The 18279-nt window shown below is 55.9% G+C and carries 17 protein-coding genes; 2 read left to right on the forward strand and 15 right to left on the reverse strand.

Annotated features, from left to right (window positions below; all coding sequences use genetic code 11):
* Positions 1–26: 26 nt before the first annotated feature.
* From AB6T85_RS09090 to AB6T85_RS09110, 5 genes are all read right to left on the reverse strand, one after another.
* Positions 27–389, reverse strand: a complete 363-nt coding sequence (locus tag AB6T85_RS09090; protein WP_253456670.1) for a YibL family ribosome-associated protein — start codon at positions 387–389, stop codon at positions 27–29.
* 70 nt (positions 390–459) lie between these two features.
* Positions 460–999, reverse strand: coding sequence for an MltR family transcriptional regulator (locus AB6T85_RS09095; RefSeq protein ID WP_253456667.1), 540 nt, complete (start codon positions 997–999; stop codon positions 460–462).
* Positions 1000–1064: 65 nt separating this feature from the next.
* On the reverse strand, positions 1065–2213 hold the full coding sequence (mtlD, locus tag AB6T85_RS09100) for a mannitol-1-phosphate 5-dehydrogenase (RefSeq protein ID WP_369895347.1): 1149 nt from the start codon (positions 2211–2213) through the stop codon (positions 1065–1067).
* 87 nt (positions 2214–2300) lie between these two features.
* Positions 2301–4232: a PTS mannitol transporter subunit IICBA gene (locus tag AB6T85_RS09105; RefSeq protein WP_369895348.1), complete on the reverse strand. Its 1932-nt coding sequence runs from the start codon at positions 4230–4232 to the stop codon at positions 2301–2303.
* A gap of 575 nt (positions 4233–4807) precedes the next feature.
* Entirely contained in the window at positions 4808–5518 is a 711-nt protein-coding gene (locus tag AB6T85_RS09110) for a DUF3053 domain-containing protein (RefSeq protein WP_253456659.1), read from the reverse strand.
* Positions 5519–6166: 648 nt separating this feature from the next.
* Here AB6T85_RS09110 and AB6T85_RS09115 point away from each other — a divergent pair.
* Entirely contained in the window at positions 6167–6955 is a 789-nt protein-coding gene (locus AB6T85_RS09115) for a DUF4225 domain-containing protein (RefSeq protein ID WP_369895350.1), read from the forward strand.
* Positions 6956–6958: 3 nt separating this feature from the next.
* Here the strand turns inward: AB6T85_RS09115 and AB6T85_RS09120 are convergent, their stop codons facing one another.
* The 9 genes from AB6T85_RS09120 to AB6T85_RS09160 form a co-directional block, all read right to left on the reverse strand.
* Positions 6959–7252: a hypothetical protein gene (locus AB6T85_RS09120; protein ID WP_253456654.1), complete on the reverse strand. Its 294-nt coding sequence runs from the start codon at positions 7250–7252 to the stop codon at positions 6959–6961.
* 369 nt (positions 7253–7621) lie between these two features.
* Positions 7622–9223 carry a gamma-glutamyltransferase family protein gene (locus AB6T85_RS09125; RefSeq protein ID WP_253456651.1) on the reverse strand — a complete coding sequence of 534 codons (1602 nt, stop codon included), beginning with the start codon at positions 9221–9223 and terminating at the stop codon, positions 7622–7624.
* A gap of 15 nt (positions 9224–9238) precedes the next feature.
* Positions 9239–10114 (reverse strand): ABC transporter permease, encoded by an 876-nt coding sequence (locus AB6T85_RS09130; RefSeq protein ID WP_253456648.1) that lies wholly within the window; start codon positions 10112–10114, stop codon positions 9239–9241.
* A 2-nt stretch (positions 10115–10116) separates the two neighbouring features.
* Positions 10117–11058, reverse strand: a complete 942-nt coding sequence (locus AB6T85_RS09135) for an ABC transporter permease (RefSeq protein WP_301730585.1) — start codon at positions 11056–11058, stop codon at positions 10117–10119.
* A gap of 15 nt (positions 11059–11073) precedes the next feature.
* Positions 11074–12588 (reverse strand): ABC transporter substrate-binding protein, encoded by a 1515-nt coding sequence (locus AB6T85_RS09140; RefSeq protein ID WP_369895353.1) that lies wholly within the window; start codon positions 12586–12588, stop codon positions 11074–11076.
* The gene (locus tag AB6T85_RS09145; protein WP_253456639.1) at positions 12585–13676 is read right to left on the reverse strand and encodes an ABC transporter ATP-binding protein; all 1092 of its coding nucleotides are present in this window, start codon (positions 13674–13676) and stop codon (positions 12585–12587) included. Before AB6T85_RS09145 ends, AB6T85_RS09140 begins: the two co-directional genes overlap by 4 nt.
* Complete coding sequence (locus AB6T85_RS09150) at positions 13673–14671, reverse strand: ABC transporter ATP-binding protein (protein WP_369895355.1); 999 nt, start codon at positions 14669–14671, stop codon at positions 13673–13675. The genes AB6T85_RS09145 and AB6T85_RS09150 overlap by 4 nt, the downstream gene beginning before the upstream one ends.
* The gene (locus AB6T85_RS09155; RefSeq protein ID WP_253456634.1) at positions 14668–15384 is read right to left on the reverse strand and encodes a FadR/GntR family transcriptional regulator; all 717 of its coding nucleotides are present in this window, start codon (positions 15382–15384) and stop codon (positions 14668–14670) included. The genes AB6T85_RS09150 and AB6T85_RS09155 overlap by 4 nt, the downstream gene beginning before the upstream one ends.
* Positions 15385–15951: 567 nt before the next feature.
* The gene (locus AB6T85_RS09160; RefSeq protein ID WP_301251539.1) at positions 15952–16188 is read right to left on the reverse strand and encodes a hypothetical protein; all 237 of its coding nucleotides are present in this window, start codon (positions 16186–16188) and stop codon (positions 15952–15954) included.
* Positions 16189–16319: 131 nt separating this feature from the next.
* On the opposite strand from AB6T85_RS09160, the gene AB6T85_RS09165 reads away from it, so the two are divergent.
* Positions 16320–16613, forward strand: a complete 294-nt coding sequence (locus tag AB6T85_RS09165) for an HTH-type transcriptional regulator (RefSeq protein WP_125289253.1) — start codon at positions 16320–16322, stop codon at positions 16611–16613.
* A 75-nt stretch (positions 16614–16688) separates the two neighbouring features.
* Here the strand turns inward: AB6T85_RS09165 and AB6T85_RS09170 are convergent, their stop codons facing one another.
* Positions 16689–18164, reverse strand: coding sequence for a glucosyltransferase domain-containing protein (locus tag AB6T85_RS09170; RefSeq protein WP_253456628.1), 1476 nt, complete (start codon positions 18162–18164; stop codon positions 16689–16691).
* Positions 18165–18279: the final 115 nt, after the last annotated feature.

Consider the following 18279-nt stretch of genomic DNA (forward strand, 5'->3'; position numbering starts at 1 on the left):
GGGCGCGGCTGGCGCCCGCCTGAGGATTAAAAAGCGGCTTTCGCGAAGCCGGTTACCTCGGTCAGTCCCATTTCGCGGCCCAGCGCGGTCATCGGGTGCACCACGATCAGGCCGCGTACGCTTTTCTTCAGCGCGCCCATATTGGCCTGCTCTTTTTTGGTGATGGCACGGTTAAAAGGCAGCTGTTTCAGCTTCTGCGCCTCTTTGCTCAGCTTCTCTTCGCGTGCGCCGCGCAGGCGTTCCAGCTCGATAACCAGCTTCTCTTTTTCTTTCAGCAGCTCGCCGAGTTTTTCCGCATCGCCGGATTCCAGCAGCAGCGGCTCCTTACGCGTCAGGGCATCCAGCTTGTCGCTGAGCATTTTAATTTCTGCCTGGATTTGTTCTTTCATTATCATTAACCGTAGAGTGGATCATGGGGCAAGGATACACGAAAGCGCAGGGAAGAGCAGGAAGCGCGGGTTACTTTTTGAAAGCCTGACGGGTGCCGATAGGGGAAATCAGCGCCGTCAGCGACAGCACCAGCGTCGAGCGTACCATCTGCTGGTAGCGCTGTTGCAGCATGGCGCGCAGTTCGGCATCGGCGCTGCTGAAATCGGGGCGGGGCGGCAGCGCGTCAACGCAGTGCAGCTCGCCAACCGGGCCAAGCAGCTCGTCGTCGGTAAAGCGGTAGTCGGTGCCGTCGTCGTTCAGCGCCTCACGCAGCGCCAGCAGCAGCTCGGCATCTTCGTACTCATGTCGGCCGATTACGCCCAGACCATATACCAGCTTCAGCCGAACCGACAGCTCGCCCAGCGGGCCGTTGCCCAACAGCAGCGGCTCTACCGCGTACTTTACGGCATAGTCATCCTTGCGGAACACCTGTACCACCAACAGATCGATCGCTTCGCCCAACAGCTCGACGGCCGCCGCGAAAAAGCTTTTGACCGTGCGGCCGGCGTTCAGGCGTTCCAGCACCCGATTTTCAAAAGCCTGGGGTTTTTCCATCAGAGCCTGCATCATTTTATCCGTAAAACCGTACTCAACGTGGCGGGAAAAGCCGGGCCGCCTACTGGCCCGGCCTGCCGTTACGCCATCTCGTTCCAGGCCGCGACCGCCGCCTTCACCACTTCGCTTTCGGCCTCCAGGCCGGAAACCTGCGCCAGCGTGGCCTGCACGCCCTGACGGTTAATCAGCTCGGCCAGCTCCTGCGCCTGCGGATCCTGATCGCTGCGGTAGTGCAGGGCGGCGGCGATCCCTTTCACCAGATTGTCGTGCGGCAGCTGATACTCCAGCGTGCCCAGCGTCGGCTTGATCAGGCGATCGCCCGCGCTCAGCTTGCGCAGCGGCTGACGTCCCACTCGCTCCACATCATCCTGCAAATAAGGATTCTCGAAACGGCCTAAAATTTTCTGGATATAGGCGGCATGTTTTGCCGCTTCAAAGCCATAGCGCTTAATCAGTACCGCGCCGCTCTCTTCCATCGCGCCCTGAACGATGGCGCGCACCTTCTTGTCCAGAATGGCATCGCGAATGGTTGCGTGGCCTGCCAGCTGGCCCAGATAGGCGGTAATCGCATGGCCGGTATTCAGCGTGAAAAGCTTACGCTCGACAAATGCCATCAGGTTATCGGTCAGCTCCATGCCTGCAATGGTAGGCGGTTCGCCTTTAAACTGGGTTTTATCGACGATCCATTCGCTGAAGGTTTCTACCGTGACTTCCAGCGGATCGGTGGTGCCGGCGGCGGACGGCGGGACGATACGATCCACGGCCGAGTCGACAAAGCCGACGTTCGCTTCCACCCAGGCGTGATGCTGTTCCGGCAGCGCTTTCAGCACGTGGTCTTTCAGCTGGCTGGTGCCGCGCACCATATTTTCACAGGCGATAATATTCAGCGGGCGCGCGTTGCCGCTTTCATGACGCTGCACCAGCCCTTTGGCGACGCCGCCCGCGATGCGTTCCAGAATTTGCGGGCCGACCGCCGTGGTCAGCAGATCCACTTCCGCAATCAGTGGAATAATCTCGTCGCTGGCGCTGTTGACCGCGTTGACGCCCTTAACGATTTCTACCTGCGCCTGCTCGCCTACCACGTGCACCGGGTATTCGTGACGGGCGTTCAGCGCATCCAGCACCACCTGGTTAACGTCGGCAAAAGTGAGCTGTACGCCCGCGTCTGCCAGCAGCTTGCCGATAAAACCACGACCGATATTACCGGCGCCAAAATGAAGAGCTTTCATAATTTTTCCCATATTAATGAAAGGCCGGACAGGCCCGACCCGAAAAAGAGCCGGGCATGCCCGGCCCTGGGGTAATATCCGGTGCGCTTACGCTGACGGCTTGCCTGACAGCAGATCCAGCACTTCCTGCACGTCATTGGTGGTCGCCAGGCGGGCGATGACGCTGTCGTCATCCAGCGCGTTGGTCAGGCTGGTAATCACCTGAATATGCTCATTATTACGGGCCGCGATGCCGATAACCAGCTTAGCGATATCCTCTTCGTCCTCGCCGAAGCGCACGCCCTGCGGATACTGGCAGAACACGATGCCCGTTTTCAGCACGCGATCTTTCGCTTCGATGGTGCCGTGCGGCACGGCGATGGACTCGCCCAGATAGGTTGGCGTGAGCTTCTCGCGATCCAGCATCGCATTAACATATTCCGGCTCCACGTAGCCGCCCTTCACCAGCTGCTCGCCCGCAAAGCGGATCGCCTGCTCTTTATCGGTAGCGTGATTGCCGAGGAAGATGTTGCCTGCGCCCAATTTGAAAAGATGCTGCTCGCCGTCGTCGTAGCTGTCGCTCAGCGCGGCGGTCACTTTTTCACGGTGGCCCTCGCTGCGGTTTGCCTGCACCAGACGCGAAGTCAGGTCGGTATACAGGCCGCTGTCCAGGAAGTTGGTCAGCGAGATATGCTGCGCGTGCGGCGCCTGGCGTATCGCGCGCTCGGTCAGATCGCGGTGGGTAATCACCAGATCCACATCGCCCGGCAGGTTGTTGATAGCGGTATTGGTCACGGAAATATTGCTCAGTCCGGCATCGTTAACCTTTTTACGCAGCACGCCTGCGCCCATGGCGCTGGAGCCCATACCGGCATCGCAGGCAACAATGATTTTACGCACGTGGCTCAGGTCGCCGTTCATGGCATCGGTGGCCGTGGCGGTGGACACGGTCTGGCCTTTGGACTGCGCCTTCATTTCAGTGACGCGACGTGCTGCCGCTTCAATATCATCCTCTTCCTTCACCTTGCTGGTTTTCAGCAGGATAGCGGAAACCACGAAAGAGACGGCAAAAGCCGCTACGATCGCAGCAATGTTCGCAAAGTACGCGCCTTTTGGCGTCATCGCCAGCACCGCCAGGATAGAACCCGGAGAGGCCGGAGAAACCAGGCCGCCGTTCAGCAGCGTCAGCGTAAAGACGCCGGTCATGCCGCCCAGGATTACGGCGATAATCAGGCGCGGGTTCATCAGCACATAAGGGAAGTAGATTTCGTGGATACCGCCCAGGAAGTGGATGATAGCCGCGCCGCCAGCGGACTGTTTAGCATTGCCGCGACCGAAGAACATATAGGCCATCAGCACGCCCATGCCGGGGCCTGGGTTAGCTTCAATCAGGAAGAAGATAGATTTGCCGGCTTCGCTGGCCTGCTGAATGCCCAGCGGCGAGAAGATGCCGTGGTTGATAGCATTGTTCAGGAACAGGATTTTCGCTGGTTCAACAAAGATGGAAGTCAGCGGCAGCAGGTTATTCTGCACCATCAGATTCACGCCAGCGGCGAGAATATGCGACAGGCCTTGCACCAGCGGGCCGATAGCCAGGAAGGCCAGGATCGCCAGCAGCATCCCGATAATACCGGCAGAGAAGTTGTTGACCAGCATCTCGAAGCCGCTTTTGATTTTGCCGTCAACGATGCGGTCGAACTTCTTGATCGCCCAGCCGCCCAGCGGCCCGGCAATCATGGAGCCGAGGAACATCGGCATATCCGCGCCGACGATCACGCCCATGGTGGTGATGGCACCTACTACGCCGCCGCGATCGCCGCCGACCAGGCGTCCGCCCGTGTAGCCAATCAGCAGCGGCAGCAGATAAGTGATCATTGGGCCAACCAGCTTGGCCATAGTTTCGTTTGGCAGCCAGCCGGTTGGAATAAACAGCGCCGTGATAATACCCCAGGCGATAAAGGCGCCGATGTTTGGCATTACCATATTGCTCAGAAAGCGACCAAAGTTCTGCACTTTAATCTTGATATCTGATGAGGACATACAAGCACACCCCTTATTGGTACGCGCCGACAAGAGAGCGCGCTGATTTTTGTTTAAAACGTTGCCCTGTGCAGGCGGACTCTAGCACGCGTCCGCAGCGCTGCGTAGCCACCGGGTAAAGTGTGATCTCTATCACCACATAGCGCGGTGAACAGGGGGTTTTTACGTGAAGCCGATCACATAAAGGACAAAAAACAGGCTGGTGCTGTTTATTAAATGGGCTTGCCTGGGAGTGTTATGTGATTGATATCACACTTTGTTTTCGGGACTTTATGCCTGATACGTGATGTGGTTCACAATTTATTTACAGCGGCTGGGCAACCGCTAATATTGTCTGTGGCTGAGAAGGTTTGATGAGCCGAAATGGTCTGTGGCTGATACGGGCTGTTGAGCCGAAATGGTCTGTGGCTGAGAAGGGCTGTTGAGCGGAAATGGTCTGTGGCTGTGAAGGGCTGATGAGCCGAAATGGTCTGTGGCTGAAAAGGGCTGTTGAGCGAAACTTGTCTGTGACTGATAAGGGCTGTTGAGCGGAAGAAGAGGCGGGCCGTTTAAAGCGAGCGGCCCGCAGCAAAATGTTACTGGCCCTGCAGCGCGATTTGCGCCTGACCAAGCGCATGCGCATTGGCAGAAATATTGCTCATCAGCGTGTTGTACTGGGTCGCCTGTTGCTGGGTCGGGAACTGTATGGTCTGACCGTTAAAGGTCACCTGCGAACCCTGCTGCTGCAGGAAATCGCCCGTCTGCACCGCGTCCTGGCTTAGCTTCTGTAATGCAGGCAGCAGCGGCAGCAGCGTATCGGCTGGCTGCGTGACGACCTTGTTATAAAGGTTGTCATACACCGTTTTCAGCTCCGCTGGCTGTTTCAGCCCGGCTTTGCTGCTGTCGGCCTGCGTTTTCGCCGTCTGGATCTGTTGTGCCAGCACCTCCAGCGAACCGCTGGCCTGACGCAGAGAATCGCGACGGGTCAGGTAGTCCTGCGGCGCACGGATAGCAGACAATTCATCCACTACCGGCTTCAGACCGTTATCCACCGCGCGGTTAACCTGCTGGGAGAAGCCATAAACAATAGCGTAGTCGCTGGCGTAATTACCGACACGCTGTTTCTGATCTTCACTAAGGGCGGGCAGATGTTCGCCGCTGCGCATCGCCGTATTTTGCAGAAAATCGATAAAGGCTTTGCGCTGATCCGCTTCTTTATCGCCACAACCCGTTAGCTGAAACACCAGCATCAGCGCCATAAAAGGCGCCAGCAGACGCGTCCAGCCGCGAATGGTTCCTGTCGTCATCGGAAGTAACTCCTGTAATAGAAATGCTACAAGCAAAAGGCGACCTGTGTCGCCTCTGAAGAATAGTTCAACTCGACTGACGAGGATACGGAAATCGGTTGCTTATACGTGAAGAAAATTTAATTTTCGGTTGGAAAGCACTCAGATTTCTGCCTGTGCGGTCGCTTTTCCACAGGTTGTGTAGCCTTGTCGCTTATGTCTTCTTACATGCGGGAAGGCCAGCCTGATTTTGCCTGACTTCATGAAGAGGACGGGCTGCCTTTTTCACAAATTTTGTGGGGTTCGCGCCAGCAATGTTGGGCCTGGATTACGGCATCCGAATAAATCCATAGCCTGTGTATCTCTCTTTTCTCTGCTCGAGCTGCCGGGCGTTTCTGGGCCCCGAAAAAATAATCCTGTGATTCTGTATAGCCTTTCATATGCCAAATATAACGCTCCCAGCCAGCGTTATTCCTCCTATACCGGTTTGTTGATCTTTCCTGTAATCGCTAATTTGTAAACGGCATAGGCACAGAAATCCTACCTGCCAGCGGGAATAGACCCGTTTTATGCAGAAGCAAATTTTCAGCTTCTGGTTAAGCGCCGTAGCTTTGTGCCTGGCATTACCGCTGTGGTATACATTGCTGGCACTGATAACAAGGAATCGTTATGGATAACTATCTGGATAAGAATCGCTTTAAAAAAGTTTACCGCATACAGGCAATGGGTAAGGCGGATGCGCTCAGAGACATGGCCAGACAGGCTGGAATACGGCATATCAAAAGCCTGATATTACGCGAAAATTTTAATCGTGAAATGGGCAGTTTTATAGAAGAACAGCTGAAATCGATTAACAGAGCCAGTAGTGAACGAGAATGCAAGTTCTTCCTGGATAATCTACATCAGGAAAAAGCGTTTATTAGTGAACAGAGCCTTTCTCTTAATATTAAAAATGCCAGGGTTGTGGTGTCAGCAGAGCTGACCAATAGTCTCGGAACATGGGGGTATTTTATTAACGGTGTGGGTGTGATTATAGGGACCGGACAAATAGTGGCCGGAGCAGGTATAGTGGTGACTTCTATACTCACCGGTAATGTAATAGGTGTTATTGCAGGAGCAACTATAGTTTTGCATGGAGCAAATAATGTATACGAAAGTTTTCAAAATATAAAAATTAATCAGAATGATACACAAGGATTCTTGCGTAGTGGTTATGTGAAAACTGCCAAATTCCTCGGTTTCAGCGCGACTACAGGCCGTGTAGCATATAGTGTGGCTGACATATCTCTTTCAGGATATGGTTTAGCAAGAATGATTCTTAAACCAGATTCCTGGCGACTTTACCGTTATCTGCCATCAGATTTTATCAGAAATGTAAAAGTTGTTGGAGCGCCTTCATTAGCTTTGGAGGCGCTGGGAGATAGCATTACTCTTAAAAGCATTTACGACCAACGCTAAGAATTATATTAACTTATAATAAATTATCTTGGCTCCCAATTTTACGGGGGCCATAAAATAAAAAACCACAAGGACAATAAAGTAAACAAAAAGGTAAGAGTAAAAGCTACCATTATCAGACCTGATAAACTCAACAACACCAATAGCTGTAATAATAAAGACCATGAGTAAGACAACTTTAAAAACTCTGAGCAGGCGCCTTAAGGTTTCATGTATTGTCCAGCCCTCACCTTCTGACATACGTTCAACGTAAATCCTTTCCTTTTCGCTAAGTTTGCTTAAATCCACATTATCCATCGCACCTTTCCTTTATTTGCAAATCCATTATGAGCAATTTTAACCCGAATCTATTATGCAATATAGTATTTTGTGGGTTGGAAAACCTTCGGGAGGCATATTATAGCCGCCCGAAAGATTTTAAGAGAAAAGCAGAATTATGAACGGGCCACTTTCTGAAAAGGTGATCTACATGGCCTTTGCTGTTTCGCATTTAGCTACCAGCTTTTCGAAAAAGGGCGGCCAGTTCCGGCACCAGGATGACTGGATCATTTCTGGCACTGATATAGCCCGCCTGTACGCCGATCCGCCGCTTGCCCATCTGCCGGCCATGCCCGTTGCAGTACGGGCAATCCGAAACTGTGGCTGCTCAAAGGCAGAGCATAAGCCTCAAAATACCAGTGCCTGGCCGTCCTTGCGGCTTTCGGTGGCGGCTATCCAGAATCCCTGCGGATCGCGAACTATCGCCTGCGCGCCGCCGAAGCTGTAGGTCTGCAGCGGATCTTCCACCACGATGTGATGGCCCATCGCTCGTAAGGCGGCAATGACGTTGCGATCTAACGCCGGTTCGACAATCACTTCCCGGCCCGCCACCACGCGCCAGCGCGGCGCGTCAATGGCCGCCTGAGGATTCTGCTTATGCAGCATAATGCGCAGCGCCATTTGTAAATGCCCCTGCGCCTGCATCGGGCCGCCCATTACGCCAAACGACATCAGCGGCTGGCCGTCGCCGTCGAGTGCGAAAGCGGGGATAATGGTATGGAAAGCGCGCTTGCCGGCCGCCACCACGTTGGGATGCGTTTCCTCCAGCACAAAGCCTGCGCCGCGATTTTGCAGGCTGATGCCGGTATCGGGCACCACGACACCGGAGCCGAAGCCCATATAATTTGACTGAATAAACGACACCATCATGCCGTTAGCATCGGCGGTAGAAAGGTAAACCGTTCCGCTCTGCTTCGGCGCGCCAAAGGTAAAATCGCCGGCCTGATGGGGATCGATCAGCGCGGCGCGTTCCCGCAGATAGTCGTCGCTCAGCAGCAGTTCAGCAGGAAACTCCATATGCTCTTCGTCGGCGATATAACGTTCCAGATCCACCAGCGCCAGCTTCATCGCTTCAATAGAGAGATGCAGCCACTGCGCCGAATCCGGCTCGTAACGCTCAATATCCCACTGTTCCAGAATGCCCAACGCCATCAGCGTGGCGATGCCCTGACCGTTCGGTGGCAGCTCCTGCACCGAACCGCCGGCAAAAGGGCGGGAAAGCATCGTCACCCAGTCGGCGCGGTGGTTGTGCAAATCCTCCAGCGTCAGCGCCGCGCCGTGCTCTTTGGCGAAAGCGGCGATTTTTTCCGCCAGCTCGCCGCGGTAGAAAGCTTCGCCGTTGGTGGCGGCGATTTTCTCCAGGGTTTCCGCCTGGCGAGGATTGCGGAACAGCTCGCCGACGCGCGGCGGACGGCCTTCGGGCGCAAAGCAGGCGCTAAAGCCTGGCTGATCGCGCAGCTTCTGGTAGCCGCGTTCCCACAGGTGCCCTATCAGCGGCGACACCGGAAAGCCGTTACGCGCATAGTCGATGGCCGGCTGGGCCAGCGTGGTTAACGGCAGCGTACCGAAACGCTCCGCCAGCTCAACCCAGGCGGACACCGCGCCCGGCACGGTTACCGAATCCCAGCCAATCTCCGGCATCGCCTGCAAATGGGCGAAGGTTTCGCGTGACCAGGCGGCGGGTGCGCGGCCTGAAGCATTCAGCGCATGAAGTTCGTTGCCGTCCCAGACGATAGCGAAGGCATCGCTGCCAATGCCGTTGCCGGTCGGCTCCACCACGGTCAGGGCGATAGCTGTCGCAATCGCCGCGTCCACCGCATTACCGCCAAGCTGGAGCATTTTGATCCCGGCCTGTGCCGCCAGCGGCTGCGAGGCGGCGACGGCGTTGCGGCCCATCATCGGCACGCGATAAGACGGATAGCCCACGTTAAAATCACTGATTCCACTCATAGCGGTTCCTTAAAGTTAATCGTTGCGCGGATCGAGCGCGTCGCGCAGTCCGTCGCCCAGCAAATTAAAGCCCTGCACAATCAAAAAAATGGCAAGGCCGGGAAAAATGGACATCCACGGTGCCTGTTCAAGAAAGCCTTTGGCGGTGTTGAGCATCGCGCCCCAGGAAGGATTGGGCGGCTGCTGGCCCAGGCCCAGAAACGACAGGCTCGCCTCGGTAATAATGGCGGAAGCGACGGCCAGCGTGGCCTGCACCAGGATCGGCGACAGCACGTTGGGCAGCACATAGCGCAGCACGATCCAGCGATCGGGCAGGCCGATAGCGCGCGCGCCGTCGATATACTCTTCGTTACGGATAGCAATCACCTGGCCACGCGTCAGGCGGGCGAAGATGGGCATGGCCGACAGGCCGATAGCGATCATCGCATTACCCAGGCTGGGGCCAAGAAAAGCGCCCAGCGCAATCGCCAGGATCAAAAAAGGACAGGCCAGCAGCGCTTCGATAAAGCGTGAAATCACGCCGTCCCACAGGCCCTGTCGGTAACCGGCAATCAGCCCCAGCGGGACGCCAATCAGAATGGCGATCGCCACGGAAATACAGCCTGCCAGCAGCGAAGTGCGCGCTCCCCAAATCATCCGCGACAGAATATCGCGCCCCAGTTCATCGGTGCCGAGCCAGTGCATAGCGGAAGGCGCTTTGCGCACGGCCAGGAAATCGGCTTTGATCGGATCGAAAGGGGCCAGCCAGGGCGCGAGAAGCGCCATCGCCACAAACAGCGCCACAATCACCGCGCCGATCATCGCGCTTTTATTGCCGAGAAATTTTTTCAGCACCCGGTTAGTGGGCTTGCGCAGGGCCACCGCGCCGCCAGCCGTCAGAACTTCACTCATGGTCAGCCTCGCATTTTCGGGTTAATCAGCACGTAAAGCACATCGGCCAGCAGGTTCAGCAGCAGAAAGCCGATAGCCACCACCAGTACCACGCCCTGCACCACGGCATAATCGCGGTTAAACACCGCATCGACGATCATCTTGCCGAAGCCGGGCAGGGTAAAAACCTGCTCGGTCAACACCGCGCCGCCCAGCAGTTCGCCAAACAACAGGGTGGTCAGCGTGATCACCGGCACCAGCGCGTTGCGGAAAGCGTGCTTCAGGATCACCTTTTTCGGCAGCAGCCCTTTGGCTCTGGCGGTGCGGATATAATCCGCCTTCAGCACGGCAATCATCGAAGCGCGCGTATGGCGCATCAGCGTCGCGGCCAGGCCCGTTCCCAGCACCAGCGCGGGCAGCAGCAGCGTTTTCACATTTTGCGACACGCTCTCGCTCAGGCTGACGTAGCCGGAAGCGGGCAGCCACTGAAGATGCACGGAAAAGAGCAGGATCAGCAGAATGCCCAGCCAGAAATGCGGCACGGAGATACCGGAAAGCGCCACGAAATTGGTGGCGTGATCGACCCAGCTGTTTTTCCGCACCGCCGCGACGATGCCCATGCTGATGCCAACCAGCAGCGCCACTAGCATCGCCAGCAGCGACAGTTCCAGCGTCACCGGCAGCTTGCTGCTAATCAGCGCGGTCACCGGTTCCTGAGTACGAATAGAAGTGCCGAGATCGCCCTTCAGCGCGTTGCCCAGCCAGTAAAAGTACTGCGAAGGCAGCGGATCGTTCAGGTGATAATGCTCTCTTAGCTGCGCAATTACCGCCGGGTCGCGCTCTTCGCCCGCCATCGCGAGGATCGGATCGCCCGGCAGCAGCTTTTGCAGCGAGAAGACCATTATGCTCACCAGAAACAGCGTCGGGATCGCCAGCAGCACGCGTTTACAGATCAGTTCCAGCATGGTCGCTCCTGCGCCTTACGGCGTCATCGTTACGCCAGCCAGGCGCACCAGCCCGTCCGGCCAGGCCTTAAAGCCCTGGAGTTTTTTGGTCATGCCAAAAATACGCGGTTCAAAATAGAGGTAAGCGATCGGCATATCGCTTTGTAGCTGCTGCACCACCTTGTTATACAACGCCTGACGGGCGGCTATATCGTTGGTCTGGCGGGCTTCGGTCAGCCAGCTATCCACCTGTGGATTGCCGTAGCGGCCATCGTTCAGGGTGCCTTTGCTGTTGATAAACGCGAAGATGCTGCCGTCAGGATCGGGACGGCCTGACCAGCCGGAAAGGCTGAGCTGAAAGTCGCCGCGCTGCTGGCGATCCAGCAAGGTAGCAAACTCGCTCATTTGCAGGTTCACGTTAAAGCCCGCCTCGCTGATCATCGCCTGGATCACCTGGCCTACCTGCTGCGAGGTGGGATTGTTGGTGACCAGCAGCGTTACGTTGAGCGGCGTTTTCACGCCGGCGGCGGCAAGCAGCGCTTTGGCTTTTTCCACGTCGCGCGCGGGAACGGGCAGCTTAACGTGGTAAGGGCTGACGGGGGAGAAAGCCTGATTAGCCGGCGTGTACTGGCCTTCAAACGCCACCTGATTCAGCGCGTCGCGATCGATAGCCAGCGAAAAAGCCTCACGCACGCGGGCATCTTTTGCAAACGGGCTGTCCGGCGCGGTTTTGCCATTAGCGATATTAAACGTGATGCCCTGATAGCCCAGTCCGGTGACTTTGACCAGGCTCAGGCGGCTGTCGGCGGTAACGGTTTTGACATCGCTGGCGGCAATGCCTTCGGTCAGATCGAGATCGCCGGAACGCAGATTAGCCAGGCGCACCGAGGCATCGGGAATGGGCAAAAAAACCACCTTATCAAAATGATAGGCCGACTTATTCCAGTAGTGGTCAAAGCGTTTCAGGACGATGCGATCCTGCTGCACCCGGCTGGCAAACTGATAAGGGCCGGAACAGACCGGATGCATGGCAAAATCAGGCTTTACGGCGGCTTTCGGCGCCAGCATTGTGCCAGCGCGATCGGTCAGCTGGCTGAGCAGCGCCGCGTCGGCATTTTTCAGATGCAGAATAACCTGAGAAGGCGAAGCCACCTCCACCGACTCAACGGAAGAAAGCTCGCTTTTACGCAGCGAGCCGGGCAGCGTCATGGCACGATCGAGATTGAATTTTACCGCAGCAGCATCAAACTTTTCGCCGTCCTGAAAAGTCACGCCCTGGCGCAGGTTCATGGTTAACGTTTTGCCGTCCTCGCTCCATTTCCAGTCGGTCGCGAGGCCCGGTACCACCTGTAGCTTTTCATCAATATCCACCAGACGATCGCAGAGCGCGGCAAAGACAAAGCGGCCATAGTAGGTGCGGGCAAGGTGCGGGTCGAGCATATCCGGATCGGCGCCCAGGCCGATCCGCAGCGTGCTTTCCGCCTGCGCCGGTAAACTGCCCAGCAGCAGCAGGCCACTAAGGGCGGCGAGTGAAGTATGGCGTAGATTCATGGCGTTATCTCTCCCAAAGAGGTTAAAGCGCGGTGTTTTACCGCCCGATCGAATAGCGCGCGACGGCGCAGAAAAGCGTCTGAAGGCGGCGTAACGGTAATCACGCTGCGGTCACGGTTGATCTCCTGCCAGCGGTGGCAGGCCACCTGGCGGCCACCGGCAATCACCTGTTGAATAGGTTCCAGCACGCGGCATTCGTCGCTGACGTAAGGGCAGCGGGTATGAAAACGACAGCCCTTTGGCGGCGCGGCGGGATTGGGCAAGTCGCCCTGCAAAACGGGAATTTGGCGAGCGGCGCCCGGCTGCAACCGGGGAGCCGAAGCGATCAGCGCCTGGGTATAGGGATGCAGCGGCGCATCGAAAATTTCCTCTACCGTCGCCAGCTCTACAATCTGTCCCAGATACATCACCGCGACGCGATCGCTCATATGGCGGATCACGCCCAGCCCGTGCGCCACCACGATCATGGTCAGGCCAAACTGTTGCTTCAGGCTTTCCAGCAGATTCACTACCTGTGCCTGTACCGACACGTCCAGCGCGGAAACCGGCTCATCGCCCAGCAGCAGCTTCGGGCCGGAAGCCAGCGCGCGGGCAATACCGATACGCTGGCGCTGGCCGCCGGAAAACTCATGCGGATAGCGCCGTGCCCAGACGGCGGGAAGGCCAACCGTTTGCAGCAGTTCGGCGACTTTTTCCTGCCGTTGGCTGCCGGATAGCGACTCGTGCAGCCATAAGGGTTCGCCGACGATATGTTCCACGGTCATGCGCGGGTTAAGCGAGGCGAAGGGATCCTGAAAAATAATCTGTAGTTCACGACGCAGCTGATTCAGACGTGCGCCGCTGGCTTTGGTGATCTCTTCGCCCTGATAAAAAACCTGCCCCTGAGAAGGGGCCAGCAGCCGCAGCAGCAGCCGACCCAGCGTCGATTTGCCACTGCCGGATTCCCCGACAATGGCCAGCGTTTCGCCCGGCATCACCTGCAGCGAAATGCGATCAACCGCCGTGACGTGAGGGTTGCGCTTAAATAGCCGCGTCGGGCCAGGAAAGGTTTTTGTTAAATCGCTACATTCAAGGATGGGTAAGGTCATGCGCATTCTCCAGACGTCACGTGCTCTTCCAGCGGGGCGCGAAAACAGGCGACCTGATGGCGGACGCCGATAGCTTGCAGGGCGGGTTTATGCTGGTGGCAGCGTTTTTCGGCAAACGGACAGCGGGTGGCGAAGCGGCAGCCCTGGGGCATCTGTTCCGGCAGCGGCACGGCGCCAGGAATGGTGGCCAGCGTAGTGGTGCGGGTAGCGGCGCCGGGAATGGAACCCATCAGGCCAATCGTGTAGGGATGCTGCGGATCGCGGAAAATTTCCGCGACGTCGCCGGTTTCGACCACCTGTCCGGCATACATCACCGCCACGCGCTGCGCCACTTCGGCAACCACGCCCAGGTCATGCGTAATCATCAGCACCGCCGTGCCGGTTTCCTTCTGCAAGCTGTTAAGCAGCGCCAGGATCTGCGCCTGGATGGTAACGTCCAGCGCGGTGGTAGGCTCGTCGGCAATCAACAGCTTTGGCCGGTTGATGAGCGCCATCGCGATCATCACGCGCTGGCGCATCCCGCCGGAAAGCTGGTGTGGATAGGCTTTCAGCCGCATTTCCGCCGCCGGGATCTGCACCTTTTCTAATATTGCCAGCGCTACGGCCATCGCTTCACGGCGGTTTACCGCATGATGACGCATCACGGCTTCGCTCAGCTGATCGCCCAGCGTGAAAGCGGGATTGAGCGAGGTCATCGGCTCCTGAAAAATCATCGCCAGCTCGTTGCCGCGCAGATCGGCATAGTCGCGTGCGTTCAGGGTTTGTAGCGGCCGATTGAGAAAAGTGATTTCGCCCTGAACGATCTCCGCGCTGTCGGGCAGCAGGCCCATCAGCGCCAGCGAGGTGATGCTTTTACCGCAGCCGGATTCGCCGACCAGCGCCAGCGTTTCGCCAGCTTCGACCTGAAGCGAAATATCGTCCAGCATGCTGACGGGACTGCCTTTAAAACGAACGTTGAGCTGGCGCAGAGCCAGCACCGGCGTTGTGGCCTTCATGGCAGCTCCTCTTTATCACCGCTGAGCGCTTCGATGAGCGCCTGTTGCAGCGCCAGTAAATGTTCACGCATGGCCGCGGCGGCCTCCTGCGGCTGCCGCTCCGCGATATGTTGCACCAGCCGCTGGTGATGGTCGTCGTAGCTGTGCAGCCGATCCGTCGTTCGCGCCAGCACGCGCAGGTGCTGCCAGCCCGGATCCCGGCGAACCGCGTCGACCGCGTCGAACAACCCCAGCATCAGACGGTTGCCTGCAGCTTCGGCGATAGCCCGGTGAAACGCGCTGTCCCACAGTTCGTGCCGATCGCTGTCGTCCGGGGCGATGCTCTGCATCCTCTCCATCAGCCGCTGCATCAGCGCAACCTGCTCGCCGCTGGCCCGCAGGGCGGCCAGACGAGCCAGCCCCGGCTCCAGCTGAATACGGGCCTCCATCACTTCCAGCAGATTTGAGCGCTGCGGCAAATCGTGCAGCGCCAGCGGCTGAACCGGCGCGGCCGGGCCGACAAACGTGCCTTTACCCTGCTTGCGCCAGATGCGGCCTTCTTCTTCCAGCACGTCCAGCGCCCGGCGGATCTCACGACGGCCCACGCAAAACCGTTCGGCCAGCTCCCGTTCAGTAGGCAGCGGGTTAGCCGGTTGGGCTTCCTGCTGCTGGATCAGCTGGCGCAGCTTTTCCAGCGCGGAATGGGAACTGGTGGAATTTGTTGTATCAGTCATGATTGGTTCGCTTCTTCAGCCCCTGAAATAGTGCGACGGCAGCGGTAATCGAACGGCCAGCCACGGAGATAACAGAGGCAAAAAGCGAACCAATATTGAATTGGTACGGCAGAGCGGCGCGGTTATTTACGTAAGCGTTTGAATTTAAATATTATAAATTTTACCTGTTCAGCCGGGTGGGAAACGGCAGGCAGTAAGATGCCGCTTTTTGGTGCAGATGTGGGCAGACATAAAGCGCCACTGGCGTGCAGATTAATGGCGGGGCATAGCAAATTGACCAGATAGCTTTTTCCGTAGCAGTAAAGGAGAGGCGCCAAATAATCAATCTGCCGGATTGTTAGTAATGGCATTTTTAATAATTAATCGGCCAGATTGTTATTAACAGGATTTTTAGCGCCGCCGAATAATCCATCTGTCGGATTGTTATTAATAGAATTTTTAGCGGCGCGGAATACTCACCCTGCCAGATTGTGAATAATCAAACGCTTAACCGGGCCGAATGTGGCGCAGGAACGCTCTGTTCTACGCCAGCGGCAAAGAGCAAAACCGCCACGCTGACGACTACGCTTAATCTGCCCTAATGCGCCGCTTTATTTTTTCTGTCAGCAGCAAAGTTATCCATGTGTTAGGAATTTTCTGATAACTACCGTTCTGCTTACTCTCTGTCCAGTTTCCTGTAATCGTTACCACCTCAGGCCCCGTATGGCGTAGCCTGAAGCCGTCTGTCGGGATGTAAAGATTTTTGGCGTTCAGGTTTAAAAAATAGTCAAAAATTTGAGCGCAAAAGTTTGAGTTTGCGCCCATACTAAAAATCCTGGCGTTAACCTGCGCTGTCTCGATGAGCTCCTCAGGCTGTTGTTCGCCAGCATTCGGGATCTGGGCCTCAGATCCTCCCTCTGGTTGTTCACATTCGTGATTTTTATGAGGAGTGCTCTATGGAAGTTAAAGACCCAATGGGTGAGTTGTTGTCCAGCCTTGAGCACATTGTGCTTACGCGTGAAGTTATCCAGGCCGCTCCCGCATTAAAGGGTGAAGTGTTAATGCCCGAACCAAAACGCATACGGGAAATTACCGGCATGGAAGTTGATGAGTTTGCCCTGGCAATGGGCGTTAGTGTTTCCTCGGTTAAGAGCTGGGAAGCGAAGCGCAGTAAACCTTCGCGCAGTGCTCAAAAATTAATGCTGTTGATCCAATCAAATCCTTGTCTCAGCCGTGAGCTGCTGGGATAGTAAAAAACGGTCTTTTGCTGTGCCAGTAATTGAAAAACCCGCCCGATGGCGGGTTTTGTGTTTTAAGATTTTGTCTTAGCTGCCGCAGCTGGCATGAGTGAAATCAATCAATATCACCTTATCTTTTCTGTACATCATATAATCCTGATTCTGCGCAACAGGTTTTCCGTGACAAAGGTATTGGGCGGTATCCGTCGTGACGCCACTGTCTGGCGCAGGCCACAGCGCTGAAAACCCATTATTTTTCATATAAGGGAAAGGCCAGTACCAGTTAGCGAAATAATCAGGAACCATTACTGAAAGCATCGGATAGTTTTTCAATGAGTTAGTATAAACAGGCGATCGCGGCGCCTGTCCGTTAAAGAACAAATAAAAACTTTCAGACGGTAGCTCCCGCATATCCCATTTTATTTCCTGAACCAGGCTCTGATTAAATTTATCCTGCTGGCGCAGCGCGTTGCCGTAAGCGTAATAAGCCGTCATGCCGTATACAACAGGGATCAGCAGCAGCCAGTTAGCCTGTTGTAGGCGGGGCGTCAGGGCATAATTAATGACTAAAGCGGCAAGAAGCATGAAGCCACTGACAGCGATCAACGAGCGAGCGGAGAGCAATGGATTTTGCAACAGCAGCAGGCTGCCAGGGATCATTAACAGGGCAATAAAAGGCGTAATCAATGCGATAACGGCAACGGCAGCGGCCATGACGTCGCGCTGACGGCGTAAAAAAAGCAGGCTTAACGCCAGAGCCGATAGCCACATAGCGATCGTTATGCCAAGCAGGTAGTGCATTCCGCCATGATTTTTAACCAGCGTATCGGCAATAAACTGGCTGTAGGCTTCACTATTCTCTGTCCATGTTTTCCACAGGTTGCCAACCGCCAGCGCCGGGTGATTGGCCTCGTTTTTTCCGGAGAAAGTGACCGTCAGAATAAGCTTCAGATAGATTACCGTAGCAAGCAGCACTTCAACGACGCGATGCAAGAGCGTGGTGAGGATTGCCTTCGCCGTATCCTGTCTGGCCATTTGCTGATAAAGCCCTGCCATTACCAGCAGAACCGCAATATTGATCGCCGTCTGGTACAGACAATAAATAGCAATCAACATCATCGTGCCTGTCACAAACCTTAGCCAGCGATTGTGTGAAGGAAGGCAAAAGTAAAGCAGGCTGAGACTGATGGCTGCCGTAAGCGTAAGAACATCAAATCGGTAGGAAAAGACTTCTGCCAGATAGGGGTTGGCAAAAAAAGTCAGCGGGATTAATACAAGGCCCGGTAACTGCCAGCCTGTAAGCGCTTTTTTCGTGACTTGATGCAGACTGAATGCCAGCATAAAAATGCTCAGCAGCAAAGGCAGGGGAAATATATCGGTCATATGCGAGCTGAGAAAAAGCAGCTTCATCACTATATCAGCAAGAGGACGTCCATCTGCCCCCCAGTTGGTATAGCCCAGGGTCGAGCGGCCAATATCGTCAATATAATAGTTGTTAGCGATAAGCAGCGGAAAAGCGAAGAGTGCAGTGCAACACAAAAGGTAACGAAAAGCGGGTTTCATACCATTGTACCTAAAGCGTTGATTGTATATTAATTAACTAAAGCCTTTCCACTCTCATTTACAATTCCGGCTTGCCCCGGCCCGCGCATTTCTCTACTCTACGCGGCTTTGCCCA

This window comes from Erwinia aeris (assembly GCF_041224955.1).
Taxonomy (GTDB): domain Bacteria; phylum Pseudomonadota; class Gammaproteobacteria; order Enterobacterales; family Enterobacteriaceae; genus Erwinia; species Erwinia aeris.

Coding starts and splice junctions, on each gene's coding strand:
- AB6T85_RS09105 (WP_369895348.1), bottom strand. CDS start 4,232: ATGTCCTCATCAGATATCAAGATTAAAGTGCAGAACTTTGGTCGCTTT.
- AB6T85_RS09115 (WP_369895350.1), top strand. CDS start 6,167: ATGGATAACTATCTGGATAAGAATCGCTTTAAAAAAGTTTACCGCATA.
- AB6T85_RS09130 (WP_253456648.1), bottom strand. CDS start 10,114: ATGAGTGAAGTTCTGACGGCTGGCGGCGCGGTGGCCCTGCGCAAGCCC.
- AB6T85_RS09125 (WP_253456651.1), bottom strand. CDS start 9,223: ATGAGTGGAATCAGTGATTTTAACGTGGGCTATCCGTCTTATCGCGTG.
- AB6T85_RS09165 (WP_125289253.1), top strand. CDS start 16,320: ATGGAAGTTAAAGACCCAATGGGTGAGTTGTTGTCCAGCCTTGAGCAC.
- AB6T85_RS09155 (WP_253456634.1), bottom strand. CDS start 15,384: ATGACTGATACAACAAATTCCACCAGTTCCCATTCCGCGCTGGAAAAG.
- AB6T85_RS09145 (WP_253456639.1), bottom strand. CDS start 13,676: ATGACCTTACCCATCCTTGAATGTAGCGATTTAACAAAAACCTTTCCT.
- AB6T85_RS09090 (WP_253456670.1), bottom strand. CDS start 389: ATGAAAGAACAAATCCAGGCAGAAATTAAAATGCTCAGCGACAAGCTG.
- AB6T85_RS09170 (WP_253456628.1), bottom strand. CDS start 18,164: ATGAAACCCGCTTTTCGTTACCTTTTGTGTTGCACTGCACTCTTCGCT.
- AB6T85_RS09160 (WP_301251539.1), bottom strand. CDS start 16,188: ATGGGCGCAAACTCAAACTTTTGCGCTCAAATTTTTGACTATTTTTTA.
- AB6T85_RS09135 (WP_301730585.1), bottom strand. CDS start 11,058: ATGCTGGAACTGATCTGTAAACGCGTGCTGCTGGCGATCCCGACGCTG.
- AB6T85_RS09110 (WP_253456659.1), bottom strand. CDS start 5,518: ATGACGACAGGAACCATTCGCGGCTGGACGCGTCTGCTGGCGCCTTTT.
- AB6T85_RS09120 (WP_253456654.1), bottom strand. CDS start 7,252: ATGGATAATGTGGATTTAAGCAAACTTAGCGAAAAGGAAAGGATTTAC.
- AB6T85_RS09140 (WP_369895353.1), bottom strand. CDS start 12,588: ATGAATCTACGCCATACTTCACTCGCCGCCCTTAGTGGCCTGCTGCTG.
- mtlD (WP_369895347.1), bottom strand. CDS start 2,213: ATGAAAGCTCTTCATTTTGGCGCCGGTAATATCGGTCGTGGTTTTATC.
- AB6T85_RS09150 (WP_369895355.1), bottom strand. CDS start 14,671: ATGAAGGCCACAACGCCGGTGCTGGCTCTGCGCCAGCTCAACGTTCGT.
- AB6T85_RS09095 (WP_253456667.1), bottom strand. CDS start 999: ATGATGCAGGCTCTGATGGAAAAACCCCAGGCTTTTGAAAATCGGGTG.